We start from the raw sequence: 12,142 nt of genomic DNA, 5'->3' as shown, positions 1-12,142 counted from the left end.
GATATCAGCGCCAACCCCGAACCCCTTGTTTCGACGAAACTCCATGATGGCGAACGACATGCACGACGAGCGGCGCGACCCGACCCAGGCGGTCGAGGAAACCTCAGGCGCCGCGGGCGCCGCACAGGCTCCGGAGGCCGGCCCTGCCGAAGCGTCCCAGGCCGACGCGCTGGCGCCCCTGCTGGCCGAACGCGACGAGCTGAAGGACCGGGTCCTGCGCACGCTCGCCGAGATGGAGAACCTGCGCCGGCGCACCGAGCGCGAGGTCGCCGATGCCCGCGCCTACGCGGTGACGAACTTCGCCCGCGATCTCCTGAACTCGGCCGACAACATCCGCCGCGCCCTGGAGAGCATTCCGGAGGCCGACCGGACGAGCGCGGACGGCGCCTTCAAGGCCCTGATCGACGGCATCGAGCTCACCGAGCGCGACCTTGCCAAGACCCTGGAGCGCCACGGCGTCAAGCCGATCGAGCCCAAGGGCCAGCGCTTCGATCCGAACCGCCATCAGGCGATGTTCGAGGTGCCGGACCCGGAGGTTCCCACCGGCACCGTGGTCCAGGTCATGCAGGCCGGCTACATCATCGGCGACCGCGTCCTGCGCCCGGCCCTGGTGGGTGTGGCCAAGGGTGGACCGAAGCCGAGCGCTGCTCCGGCCGACGCGGCCTGAGCTTGGCGCCTGTGACCCTCCCCCCTCTGCGGGGGAGGGTGCCCGCGGACCAGGCGGGAGAGGGGAAGCCCTCTCCGGCACCCTCGCTCCCCTCATCCGACCCGCTTTGCGGGCCACCGTCTCCCGCGGAGGGGAGAAGGACCTTGCGACCGGGTTGAATCGGTCGCCCCTAGCGCATCTGCACGCTGTCGACGACCTCGCGGAACTTCGCCAGCACCCCCTCGCGCTTCTCGGCCTTGACCACGCCGACGGCGCGCAGGTAGCCGTCCGGCGCGAAGCGGATGGTCTGCGAGATGACCACGGGCGTGTTCGAGGCCGTATCCACGGCGCGTGCCACGATCTCGTGCCAGTCGACGCCGTTCTGGCGGTAGCTCTGGGCCCGCTCGATCACGAAATCCTTCATGGTCTGGTTCGAGTAGAGTGCGGCGCGCGCGAAGGCGTCGCGCTGCTCGGTGGCCGGGGGCGGCTGCACCGCCTGCGCCAGGACCAGGATCGGCTGCTCCAGGCCGAGCATCTCATCCTTGTCCCCTTGCGTCAGCAGCACCGAATTGCCGGCGAGCACCCGCACGGGACGAAAGCCGGCCTCGTTGCCGATGCGGAAGGGCAGGGCCGCGACCTGCTGCTCCAGGGTGAGCGCCGGCCGGATGTGGATGCCGGTCAAGAGCCGCTTCATGGTCTCCTCGGTCTCGGCATCGGGCGTCGCCTGCGCGATGATGATGCCGGTCACGGTCGGGTCGCCGACGAGGAGCATCCACTTCTTGATCGCCGGGGTGCCGGCGGCCTCCACCGCCGGCTGGTCGCCGGTGAACAGCACGGCGTCGACCCCGCCCGCGACCTTGATGGCCTGCCGGTTCGAGACGACGAAGCCCTGGGCCTTCAGGTTCGCGTCGGTGAAGTTGGTCTCGAGATCCGCGAAGGCGCTGGCCGGCAGTTCCACCACCGAGACCGTCGCCCCGCCCTCCAGCCGCTCCAGCCCGGAGAAGCGCTTCGAGGAGACCATGTCGGAGGGCGGATCGAAGCCGAAGCGCGAACTCGGGGGGAACACCGGATCGGCCGCGAGCGCGGGGCCCGCCAGCCCGAGCGCCAGGGCCAGGATCGAGACGGGACGGGCGAGGGTACGCAGACGCATCGAATCGGTTCTCCGCAAGGCCCCGGTCTCGGACGTTCGGCCGGGTGGATCGGCGCCGCGCCCGAAGGCGTTCCGCCGGTGTGGCTGACGCGATGGGTCGGCCCGCGCCCCGCCGCTGTCAAGCGTCCGGCGGCCGCGTCACGCGGCGCAGGGTCAGGTTGCAGCGCCCGCCTTCCGGCAGGAAGGGCATCAGCGCCGGACGGTCGGCGCCCTGCGGCAGGAGGGGGGCCTCGGGCACGAGCCGGTCGACTCCGTGGTGGATCAGCCGCGCCGCGCCCCCGATCACGAGCGCGTCACCGGTGCGCAGCCGCACCGAGCGGGTCGGATCGCTGCGGGAAAGACCGCCGTAGCGAAACAGCGCGGTGGCGCCGAGGGAGAGCGAGAGCACCGGCGCGTCGAGGGCGTCCTCGTCCCGGTCCTGGTGCAGGCCCATGCGGGCTGTGGCGCCGTAGAGGTTGACGAGGCAGGCCTCGGGCGGCGCCGGGTAATCGGCGAGCGCGTCCCAGGCGGCCAGCGCGGTCGCCGGAATGGCCGGCCAGGGCGCGCCGGTCTCGGGATGGCGCGGCTGGTACCGGTAGCCCGCCCGGTCCGAGACCCAGCCGAGGGGGCCGCAATTCGACATCCGCACCGAGAACGGCGTGCCCGTGCGGGGCATGCGCGGGGTGTAGGGCGGCGCGAGGGCCAGGGCGGCGGCGAGTTCGGCGGCAAGGCGCGCCCGCGCCGGGCCGTCGAGGTAGCCCGGAACGTGGATCAGGCCGGGCGCGAGGACGATCCCGGCCGGCGGTGTCGGCGACACGGACGGCCGCCGTGTCAGGCCTTGTGGTCGATGTCGTGCTCCAGCACCGTCTTGCTCTCCACCGTGGTGTCGGCCTTGAGCCCGTAGACCAGCGGGATGCCGGTGGCGATCTCGAGGCTGGCGATGGTCTTCGTGGTCATCCCGTCGAGCACCATCACCAGGGCGCGCAGCGAGTTGCCGTGGGCGGCCACCAGCACGCGCTCCCCCGCCATCACGCGGGGAAGGATGAACTGGATGTAGTAGGGCAGCACGCGCGCGGCGGTGTCCTTCAGGCTCTCGCCGCCGGGCGGGGGCACGTCGTAGGAGCGGCGCCACTGGTGGACCTGGGCGTCGCCCCAGCGCTCGCGGGCATCGTCCTTGTTGAGGCCGGAGAGGTCGCCGTAATCGCGCTCGTTCAGGGCCTCGTTGCGGATCGTCTCGATGTCGCTCCGGCCCATCTCCTCGAGGATCAGCGCGCAGGTGCGCTGGGCCCGCTTGAGGTTCGACGTGAAGGCGACGTCGAAGCCGTAGCCCTGCTCCTTGAGCCAGCGGCCGGCGTTGCGCGCCTCCTCGACGCCGAGATCCGTGAGTTCGGGATCACGCCAGCCCGTGAACAGCTTCTTGAGATTCCAGTCGCTCTGGCCATGGCGAGCGAGGACGAGAAGGCGCTCCATCGGGGGACGATCCTCTTGGTCTTTGGTAAGGTGTTGATCGGAAGTCGGCCGGTCTTTGCCACATGCTGCGATGCAACGAAACCGTGTCGCGGTCGCGCGGGCTCATGCGCGCCCGGAACTGAACGGGGGATGACGCGGAGCCCGGTCAGAGCCCGAGCACGTCGTCCATGCCGTAGAGCCCCGGCGGCTTGTCGAAGGCCCAGAGCGCGGCCCGCACCGCGCCGCGCGCGAAGATCGCCCGGTCCTCGGCGTAGTGGCTGACGGTGATGCGCTCGCCGGGGCCGGCGAAGACCACGCTGTGGTCGCCCACCACCGAGCCGCCCCGCAGGGTCGCGAAGCCGATGTCGCCCGGGCGGCGCGCGCCGGTATGCCCGTCGCGGGTGGAGACCCGCGTGTCGGCGAGCGCGACGCCGCGCCCCTCCGCCGCCGCCTCGCCGAGGAGCAGCGCTGTTCCGGAGGGCGCATCGACCTTCATGCGGTGATGCATTTCCAGGATCTCGATGTCGAAATCCTCGCCGAGCGCCGCCGCCATCCGGCGCACGAGGCCGGCGACGAGGTTGACGCCGAGCGACATGTTGCCGGAGCGCACGATGCGGGCATGGTGGGCGGCGGCCCCGAGCTTGGCCAGATCCGTCTCCTGCATGCCCGTGGTGCCGACCACGTGGACGATCCGCGCCTGCGCGACGAGTTCGGCGAAGAAGGTGGTGGCGGCCGGGGCCGTGAAGTCGAGCACGCCCTCGGCCGCCGCGAAGACCGGAAGCGGATCGTCGGTGACGGTGACGCCCAGCGCCCCGAGGCCGGCGAGCGTCCCGGCATCCTGTCCGAGGGCCGGTGAGCCTTCGCGCTCGATGGCGCCCGACAGGGTGCAGCCCTCGGTCTCCGCCACCGCGCGGATCAGCATCCGCCCCATGCGCCCGTCGGCGCCCACCACCACGAGCCGCATGCTTGGCCTCATCCCGCCTGTCGAATCCGGAGGTTGCGGTACCGTTTCCTGCCCTGGGGGACAAGGATGGGGTGGGCGGGGCGCGGATTTGAAATCCGGTCGGCGCGTCCGCACCGTGTGGGGAGCGGGCCTTGGCCTTTGGTTTCTCAGCGGACTTACGGCTCCCGACCCATGTCGTGTGTCCCGAGGATTGCTTGAACGTCCCCGAAGCCGTCATATGGCGGACGCCATTTGAAATTGGGTCCAATTACAAATCGAAGAATCAGCATATAGCTTCAGTCGTAGATTTCCTCACATCATATGACGCTCATGAACGCCTTGTCGCTAACAGCCTCAGCCGCTGGAATATTTATTATTTCCACGATTCCCAGTTTTGCACAATCAATCAGGGCGCTATTTGGTGTTTTGAATATGGAAACAAGTATATTTGAAGCAGAATCGGCACTTAAGACTAAATCATATTTAACAAAACATGGTAATATTATTTTGATGGCTAAATTTAATGATCGAGATTACTACATAACATTTAGTTGCCATAATGGAATTTCGTCGTGTGATAGAGAGGCCATGAGGCCAGCATTCATAAGGGTTGTTTACAACAATGATGTTAGTTTTGATATTCGGCCAAGAAAAGTAAAAGAAATACTTGAGGATTTCGGGTTTGGCGATGTAAAGGCCCGATATGATACGAATTGTGCTTATTGGACTACAAAAATGAGTACTATAAATGTGGGTCGTGTGTGTGGCAGCTGGGGAATCCGCATGAGGAATCGGCAAATTGTCGGGGGCTATAATGTACCTCGCTTGGGAGGCTTCACGCCGTGCACGGCAGAGTGCTTCTGAGAACCGGCAGGGGGTGCAATGGGCAGGACGATGACGTCCGCTCAGACGCGCTTGCCTCGCGGAAGCGGACAGTCTCACATCCACCCAACTCAGCCGTAGGTCATCGGCGATCAATTTGCCGAAAAGCGAACCTTCCAAGGGTCTGCAACGGGTCGCGACCCACCGGTAGAGCCACCGCACCAATCTCAAGCCGAGCCACGCCGACCACAGCCAGGGAGGCCCACGCGCCTCAGGCCCGCGCCTGCGCCAGCAACGGTCCGAGCACGTCGGTGATGCCGTTGACGGTGATCTGGGTGCCGACGCAGAGGAGCAGGAAGGCGAAGAGCCGCCCCAGCACGCGCGCGCCGACGGGGCCGATCCAGGTCACCACCCGGTCGGCCGAGCCGTAGGTGAAGCGCACCAGCACGGCGATGGCGAGGGCGGCCAGGGACATGCCCACGTAGAAGCCGATGCGGTCGGGGCCCGGGGCCGGCCGGTTGGAGCCCAGCGCGATCGCCACCGCGATGGTGCCGGGGCCGGTGGTGAAGGGCAGGGTGAGCGGGAAGAACGCGATCTCGGCCAGGTTTCCGTCCGCGGTGCCGGCGGGCTCGCGCGTCGCCTCCGCCTGCTTGCGGGCCTCGCGGGCCTCCGGGGCCGTGAGCAGCGTCCAGGCGGAGGCCGCCACCACGAGGCCTCCGGCGATGCGCAACGCCGCCAGCGAGACGCCGAAGAAGTTGAGGATCGGCGCCCCGGCCCAGAGGGCGGCCAGCATGATCAGGGCGGCGTAGAAGCCGATGCGCCGGGCGAGTTCGAGGCGCTCGCCATGCGAGTTCGCGGCCGTCACCTGCGCGAAGATCAGCGACGAGCCCACCGGGTTCACGATGGAGAACAGCGCGGAGAAGGCGAGCACGAAGCTCTGGAGCGCGGCCTCCGGCGCGATGAGGCTCGGCATGCGGTCAACCCGGGGAGGGAGCGGGCACCAGCGCGCGGGCCGGGGCGAGGCGGGTGGCCCTGCGCACCCGGCGCACGGCGACGGGGCGATAGAGCTGCTTGGTGGCGTCGACCACGTGGAGCCCGGCGAAGGGCAGCGACAGGCCGGTGCCCAGGCGCTCCCAGGCGCCCGAGGTGCGCAGCAGCAGGCGGTTCTCCACCGGCGGCATGTAGAGCGTCTCGGCCCAGCCCTCGGGCGAGAACTGCGTGGTGCGCATCAGCCGGGCGAGCTGCGAGCGGCTGTAGGGCTGGCCGTGGCCGAAGGGCGTCGCGTCGCGCCGGGCCCAGACGCCGCGGCGGTTCGGCACCACCAGGATCATCCGGCCCCCCGGCGTCAGCACCCGCCAGACGTCCTGCAGCAGCTCGGTCGGGCTCTCCACGGATTCGAGGGCGTGGACGAGGATCACCCGGTCCACCGCCGCTTCCGGCAGGGGCATCATGGTGGGGTCGGCGAGCGCCGAGCAGGACCGCCCGCTGCCGGGCCAGTTCACCACCCCTTGCGTCGCCGGCATGAAGGCCAGGGTCCGCTCCGCGATGACGTGGACGGGGCCGAGATAGGGCGTGGCGTAGCCGAGCCCAAGCACCCGCAGGCCGGAGACCGAGCCGAGGAAGCCGTGGATCGCCCGCGCGACGATGCGGTGCGTCACGCCCCCCAGGGGGCTCGCGTAGAAGGCGCGCAGATCGGTGACGTCGAGGCGCATGGGACGGGTTTCGTGCGGCCACGGGGCGTGCGGCGCGAGACAACGGGTTCAAGGGCATCAATGGGGGCCGTGGCCCGGCGCGACAAGCCCGGAACGGCGCGCGGCCGCCAAGGAGCGGGGGACACGCGGCTGGAACCGTCACCGCCGCGACCCATTTCCCGCTCGGGCCCGTCCCGCCCGACGCGATCCGAAGGAACGCCCATGTCCCTCCAGAGACCCGAGATCCGCACCTTCCTCTGCCGCAGCGACAATATCGGCGTGCTCCTCCGCGACCCGGCCACCGGCGCCTGCGCGGCCATCGACGTGCCGGAGGCGGGCCCCGTCCTGAAGGCGCTCGACGAAACGGGCTGGACCCTCACCGACATCCTCGTCACCCATCGGCACGGCGATCACGTCGCGGGCATCCCGGAGGTGAAGGGCCGCACCGGCGCGCGGGTGACGGCGCCCCTCAAGGCGGGCGACGCGGTGCCGGAGGTCGACGTCACCGTGTCCGAGGGCGACGTGGTCCGGGTCGGCGACCTCGCCGCGCAGGTCTGGGAGACGCCCGGGCACTGCGCCGATCACGTGACCTACTGGTTCGCGGAGGCAGGCGTGGTGTTTGCCGGCGACACCCTGTTCACCCTCGGCTGCGGCCGGGTGATGGAGGACGAGCCCGCCACCCTGTGGCGCTCGCTGGAGCGCTTCCTGCCGCTGCCCGACGCGACGGCGGTCTATTCGGGGCACGATTACGTGCTCGCCAATGCCCGCTTCGCCCGCGCGGCCGAGCCCGGGAACGCCGCGCTGGCCGCCCGCGCGGCGGAGGCCGAGCGCGCCCGGGCCGAGGGCCGCTTCCTGATTCCGACCACGATGGGGCAGGAGCGGGCGACCAATCCGTTCCTGCGCGCCGGCGAGCCGGCCCTCGCCCAGGCCGTGGATCTCGCGCCCGGCGTCCAGCCCTCGGTTGTCTTTGCGGCATTGAGGGCCTGGAAGAACCGGTTCTGAGTCGTTAAAGGGGGGCGTTACAGCAAGGCGGGTCCTGTCATTGGAGCCCCTCTTCTGGACTTCTCGACGGATGGATGCGCTCCGGCAGGGGCGCCTCGTCCGGAGAGACATCGTCGTTGCCGCCCAGGCGTTCCCCGTCCACGAGCCCCGGTGTCCCGTTTGATGCAGCCGCCCGGCCCGCCCTTCGCCTTCGGGCACGAGATCGATCTTCGCGCGAACCAGGGGGCCGAACCGTCGGACGATGCGGCCGGCCGGGACACGTCCGGCCGCGAGAGCGCCGTGCGCATCTCCGTTCCACGCGTGGGGCGCCCGGCGCCGCGCGCGGCGGCCCCCCTGGCGGTGGATGCGCGCCTGCTCGCGGTGGCCACCGAGCACCTGCGCCGCCTCGGCCCCAAACGCGTCACCGTCGTGGCGGTCGCGGCCGAGACGGGGATGACCCACGCCAACGTCTACCGCTACTTCCCCTCCAAGGACGCGCTCCTCGACGCGGTGGCGGGGCGCTGGCTGCGCGACGTGGAGGCGGAACTCGCCCGGATCGCCGACGCGCCGGACCCGGCCGACGACAAGATCGAGCGCCTGCTCACCGCCCTGGCGAGCGTGCAGCGCGAGACGCTGGTCAACGAGCCGAACCTGTTCGCCGTCCACCTCGACGCCACCGTGGGCGCGCGCCCCATCGCCCGGCGCCACCGGGTGCGCCTGCGCAGCCTGGTCGAGCGCGTGGTCGAGGAGGGCATCGGGGCGGGCGCCTTCGTGGCCCGCGACCGCGAGCGGGCCATCGCCCATATCTTCGATGCGAGCTACCGCTTCACCCATCCGCTGGCGATTCAGCACGATGCCGACCTGCCGCGCGACCTCGTGGAAGCGCGCCTCGGCGCCGTGATTCTCGCCATCCAGAAGGTGCTGCGAACGGGCACGTTCTAGGCGCCGTGACAGATTTTGATGCCTGTCACTTGAGCTTTGCCGCCGAACGGGCGCGCGGTGGTTCTCGATAAGCCACTTCCCCGGTTGAGTTTTTTCGAACGCCGATCCGGCGCGGGTCCCGGAGGGCATGGCCCGAACCCTGCTTTGTCATTCGTGTCTCGGTTGAAGCTCTGGGCCTTTTCGGCCACACACCGCCGCAGCAGCGCGCCGGTGGTTCCGAGCCCCGAGCGACGTGACCCGTCACAGCAGAAGCGGAGGTTCGTTTCCCCCATGGCACGCAGCAAGATCGCGCTCATCGGCGCCGGACAGATCGGTGGAACCCTCGCGCATCTGGCGGGCCTGAAGGAACTCGGCGACGTCGTCCTCTTCGACATCGCGGACGGCGTGCCCCAGGGCAAGGGTCTCGACATCGCGGAATCCGCCCCCGTCGACGGCTTCGACGCCACCTACACGGGCGCCAGCGACTACGCCGCCATCGCGGGCGCCGACGTGGTGATCGTCACCGCCGGCGTGCCGCGCAAGCCCGGCATGAGCCGCGACGACCTGATCGGCATCAACCTCAAGGTCATGGAGGCCGTCGGTACCGGCATCAAGAACCACGCGCCCGACGCCTTCGTGATCTGCATCACCAACCCCCTCGACGCGATGGTGTGGGCGCTCCAGAAGTTTTCGGGGTTGCCGACCCACAAGGTCGTCGGCATGGCCGGTGTGCTGGATTCGGCGCGGTTCCGGCACTTCCTGGCGGAAGAATTCAAGGTCTCGGTGGAGGACGTCACCGCCTTCGTCCTCGGCGGGCACGGCGACGACATGGTGCCGCTGGTGCGCTATTCCACCGTGGCCGGCGTGCCGCTCCCCGACCTGGTCAAGCTCGGCTGGACCACGCAGGAGAAGCTCGACGCCATGGTCGAGCGCACCCGCAAGGGCGGCGGCGAGATCGTCAACCTGCTCAAGACCGGCTCGGCCTTCTACGCGCCCGCCGCCTCCGCCATTGCCATGGCCGAGAGCTACCTGCGCGACAAGCGCCGCGTGCTCCCCTGCGCCGCCTACCTCAACGGCGAGTACGGCGTCTCCGACATGTATGTCGGCGTCCCGATCGTGATCGGCGCGAACGGCGTCGAGCGCGTGCTCGAAGTCGAATTCAACGGTGACGAGAAGGCGATGTTCGACAAGTCCGTCGGGGCCGTGAAGACCCTGATCGAGGCCTGCAAGGGCGTGAACCCCGCGCTGGCCTAGTCCCGCCCGTCATTCCGGGCCGCCGTGGCGGCCTGGATCGCAACCTCTGTTTCTGGATCCCGGGCTCCGCGACGCGGCTTCGGGATGACGTCGAGGGTCTCATCCATGAACATCCACGAATATCAGGCCAAGGCGGTGCTGAAGGAATTCGGCCTGCCCGTGTCGCGCGGCGTGCCCATCTTCAAGCCCGAGGAGGCCGAGGCCGCCGCGAAGGAACTCGGCGGCCCGGTCTGGGTGGTGAAGTCGCAGATCCACGCGGGCGGCCGCGGCAAGGGCACCTTCAAGGGCGCGCCCGCCGGCGCGAAGGGCGGCGTGCGCGTCACCAAGTCCATCGACGAGGTCAAACAGTTCGCCGGCGAGATGCTGGGCGAGACCCTGGTCACGATCCAGACCGGCGAGGCCGGCAAGCAGGTCAACCGCCTCTACATCGAGGAGGGCGCGCAGATCGAGGCGGAGTTCTACCTCTCGATGCTGGTCGACCGCGAGACCGGCAAGGTCGCCTACGTCGTCTCCACGGAAGGCGGCATGGACATCGAGACGGTGGCCCACGACACGCCCGAGAAGATCGTCACCTTCTCGGTCGATCCGGCCACCGGCGTGATGCCGCATCACGGCCGCCTCGTCGCCAAGACGCTGGGCCTCTCCGGCGCGCAGGCCAAGGAAGCGGCCGATCTCACCGCCAAGCTCTACGCGGCGTTCACCGCCAAGGACATGAGCATGCTGGAGATCAACCCGCTGGTGCTCACCGGCGACGGCCACCTCAAGTGCCTCGACGCCAAGATCTCGTTCGATTCGAACGCCCTCTATCGCCACCCGGACATCGTGGCGCTCCGCGACGAGACCGAGGAGGACGCCAAGGAGATCGAGGCCTCCAAGTACGACCTCGCCTACATCGCGCTGGACGGCACCATCGGCTGCATGGTCAACGGCGCGGGCCTCGCCATGGCGACCCTCGACATCATCAAGCTCTACGGCGAGGAGCCGGCGAACTTCCTCGATGTCGGCGGCGGCGCCTCCGAGGAAAAGGTCACGGCGGCCTTCAAGATCATCACCGCCGATCCGCAGGTGAAGGGCATCCTCGTCAACATCTTCGGCGGGATCATGAAGTGCGACGTGATCGCCAACGGCGTGATCGCGGCGGTGAAGGCGGTGGGCCTGCAGGTGCCCCTGGTGGTGCGTCTGGAAGGCACCAACGTCGAGAAGGGCAAGGAGATCATCCGGAATTCCGGGCTGAACGTGATCCCCGCCGACGACCTCGACGACGCCGCGCAGAAGATCGTCGCCGCCGTGAAGAAGGGCTGAGAGTACCCATGTCCATCCTGATCGACGCGAACACCAAGGTCATCTGCCAGGGCTTCACCGGCAAGAACGGGACCTTCCACTCCGAGCAGGCCATCGCTTACGGCACCAAGATGGTCGGCGGCACCTCGCCCGGTAAGGGCGGCTCCAAGCACCTCAACCTGCCGGTCTTCGACACGGTGGCGGAGGCTCGGCATGCCACGGGCGCGACGGCATCGGTCGTCTACGTGCCGCCGCCGGGCGCGGCCGACGCGATCTGCGAGGCCATCCAGGCCGAGATCCCGCTGATCGTCTGCATCACGGAGGGCATTCCGGTGCTCGACATGGTGCGGGTCAAGCGCGCGCTGGAGGGCTCGAAGTCCCGGCTTGTGGGCCCGAACTGCCCCGGCATCGTCACCGCCGGCCAGTGCAAGATCGGCATCATGCCGGCCAACATCTTCAAGCCGGGCTCCGTCGGCATCGTCTCGCGCTCCGGCACGCTGACCTACGAGGCGGTGTTCCAGACGACCAATGCGGGTCTGGGCCAGACCACGGCGGTGGGCATCGGCGGCGATCCGGTGAAGGGCACGGAGTTCATCTCCATGCTCGAGCTGTTCCTGGCCGACGACAAGACCGAGTCCATCGTGATGATCGGCGAGATCGGCGGCTCGGCCGAGGAAGAGGCGGCGCAGTTCCTCGCCGACGAGGCCAAGCGCGGCCGCAAGAAGCCCATGGTCGGCTTCATCGCCGGCCGCACGGCGCCTCCGGGCCGCCGCATGGGCCATGCGGGGGCCATCATCTCGGGCGGCAAGGGCGGCGCCGAGGACAAGATCGCCGCCATGGAAGCGGCCGGCATCCGGGTCTCGCCCTCGCCGGCGCGCCTCGGCAGCACCCTCGTCGAGGTTCTGCGCGGGTGAATCCGCGCCACTGACACGCGGAAATCGCAGGCCTGCATTGCCCCGGCGTTCAGGTCCGCGACCCCATCTCAGAACGAGCGACGCGAGCCCGATGCGGTGCCCGCGTCTTTC

Annotated in this window: 13 protein-coding genes; 7 read left to right on the top strand and 6 right to left on the bottom strand. The window is 69.1% G+C overall.

Going from position 1 to position 12,142, the window contains the following annotated elements:
- The first annotated feature begins 43 nt into the window (after nucleotides 1-43).
- Entirely contained in the window at nucleotides 44-667 is a 624-nt protein-coding gene (grpE, locus tag MKK54_RS07525; protein ID WP_244010173.1) for a nucleotide exchange factor GrpE, read from the top strand.
- 169 nt (nucleotides 668-836) lie between these two features.
- On the opposite strand, the gene MKK54_RS07520 is transcribed toward grpE, so the two are convergent.
- From MKK54_RS07520 to dapB, 4 genes are all read right to left on the bottom strand, one after another.
- On the bottom strand, nucleotides 837-1,796 hold the full coding sequence (locus tag MKK54_RS07520; RefSeq protein WP_244010172.1) for a hypothetical protein: 960 nt from the start codon (nucleotides 1,794-1,796) through the stop codon (nucleotides 837-839).
- Between the two features lie 118 nt (nucleotides 1,797-1,914).
- The gene (locus MKK54_RS07515; RefSeq protein ID WP_244010171.1) at nucleotides 1,915-2,592 is read right to left on the bottom strand and encodes an alpha-ketoglutarate-dependent dioxygenase AlkB; all 678 of its coding nucleotides are present in this window, start codon (nucleotides 2,590-2,592) and stop codon (nucleotides 1,915-1,917) included.
- Nucleotides 2,593-2,606: 14 nt separating this feature from the next.
- On the bottom strand, nucleotides 2,607-3,245 hold the full coding sequence (locus MKK54_RS07510) for a 2,3-bisphosphoglycerate-dependent phosphoglycerate mutase (RefSeq protein ID WP_244010170.1): 639 nt from the start codon (nucleotides 3,243-3,245) through the stop codon (nucleotides 2,607-2,609).
- Between the two features lie 145 nt (nucleotides 3,246-3,390).
- Nucleotides 3,391-4,188, bottom strand: coding sequence for a 4-hydroxy-tetrahydrodipicolinate reductase (gene dapB, locus MKK54_RS07505; protein ID WP_244010328.1), 798 nt, complete (start codon nucleotides 4,186-4,188; stop codon nucleotides 3,391-3,393).
- A gap of 309 nt (nucleotides 4,189-4,497) precedes the next feature.
- Between dapB and MKK54_RS07500 the strand changes: the two genes are divergently transcribed.
- A complete protein-coding gene (locus tag MKK54_RS07500; RefSeq protein ID WP_244010169.1) occupies nucleotides 4,498-5,031 on the top strand; it encodes a hypothetical protein in 534 nt (177 codons plus the stop codon).
- 229 nt (nucleotides 5,032-5,260) lie between these two features.
- Here MKK54_RS07500 and MKK54_RS07495 read toward each other — a convergent pair whose 3' ends face one another.
- Both MKK54_RS07495 and MKK54_RS07490 read right to left on the bottom strand, forming a co-directional pair.
- Nucleotides 5,261-5,962, bottom strand: a complete 702-nt coding sequence (locus tag MKK54_RS07495; protein WP_244010168.1) for a MarC family protein — start codon at nucleotides 5,960-5,962, stop codon at nucleotides 5,261-5,263.
- Nucleotides 5,963-5,966: 4 nt separating this feature from the next.
- Nucleotides 5,967-6,701 carry a class I SAM-dependent methyltransferase gene (locus tag MKK54_RS07490; RefSeq protein ID WP_244010167.1) on the bottom strand — a complete coding sequence of 245 codons (735 nt, stop codon included), beginning with the start codon at nucleotides 6,699-6,701 and terminating at the stop codon, nucleotides 5,967-5,969.
- A gap of 201 nt (nucleotides 6,702-6,902) precedes the next feature.
- Here MKK54_RS07490 and gloB point away from each other — a divergent pair, with 201 nt between their 5' ends.
- The 5 genes from gloB (at nucleotide 6,903) to sucD (ending at nucleotide 12,031) form a co-directional block, all read left to right on the top strand.
- Nucleotides 6,903-7,682 carry a hydroxyacylglutathione hydrolase gene (gloB, locus tag MKK54_RS07485; RefSeq protein WP_244010166.1) on the top strand — a complete coding sequence of 260 codons (780 nt, stop codon included), beginning with the start codon at nucleotides 6,903-6,905 and terminating at the stop codon, nucleotides 7,680-7,682.
- Between the two features lie 300 nt (nucleotides 7,683-7,982).
- A complete protein-coding gene (locus MKK54_RS07480) occupies nucleotides 7,983-8,603 on the top strand; it encodes a TetR/AcrR family transcriptional regulator (RefSeq protein WP_313898377.1) in 621 nt (206 codons plus the stop codon).
- A 270-nt stretch (nucleotides 8,604-8,873) separates the two neighbouring features.
- Nucleotides 8,874-9,836, top strand: coding sequence for a malate dehydrogenase (gene mdh / locus MKK54_RS07475; protein WP_244010164.1), 963 nt, complete (start codon nucleotides 8,874-8,876; stop codon nucleotides 9,834-9,836).
- Nucleotides 9,837-9,941: 105 nt separating this feature from the next.
- Nucleotides 9,942-11,138, top strand: coding sequence for an ADP-forming succinate--CoA ligase subunit beta (gene sucC, locus MKK54_RS07470; protein ID WP_244010163.1), 1,197 nt, complete (start codon nucleotides 9,942-9,944; stop codon nucleotides 11,136-11,138).
- A gap of 8 nt (nucleotides 11,139-11,146) precedes the next feature.
- Complete coding sequence (gene sucD, locus MKK54_RS07465) at nucleotides 11,147-12,031, top strand: succinate--CoA ligase subunit alpha (protein WP_244010162.1); 885 nt, start codon at nucleotides 11,147-11,149, stop codon at nucleotides 12,029-12,031.
- Nucleotides 12,032-12,142 lie beyond the last annotated feature (111 nt).

This window comes from Methylobacterium sp. J-068 (assembly GCF_022829445.1).
Taxonomy (GTDB): domain Bacteria; phylum Pseudomonadota; class Alphaproteobacteria; order Rhizobiales; family Beijerinckiaceae; genus Methylobacterium.
The sequence above is the reverse complement of the archived record's forward strand: the minus strand, read 5'-3'. Positions and strand labels throughout refer to the sequence as shown.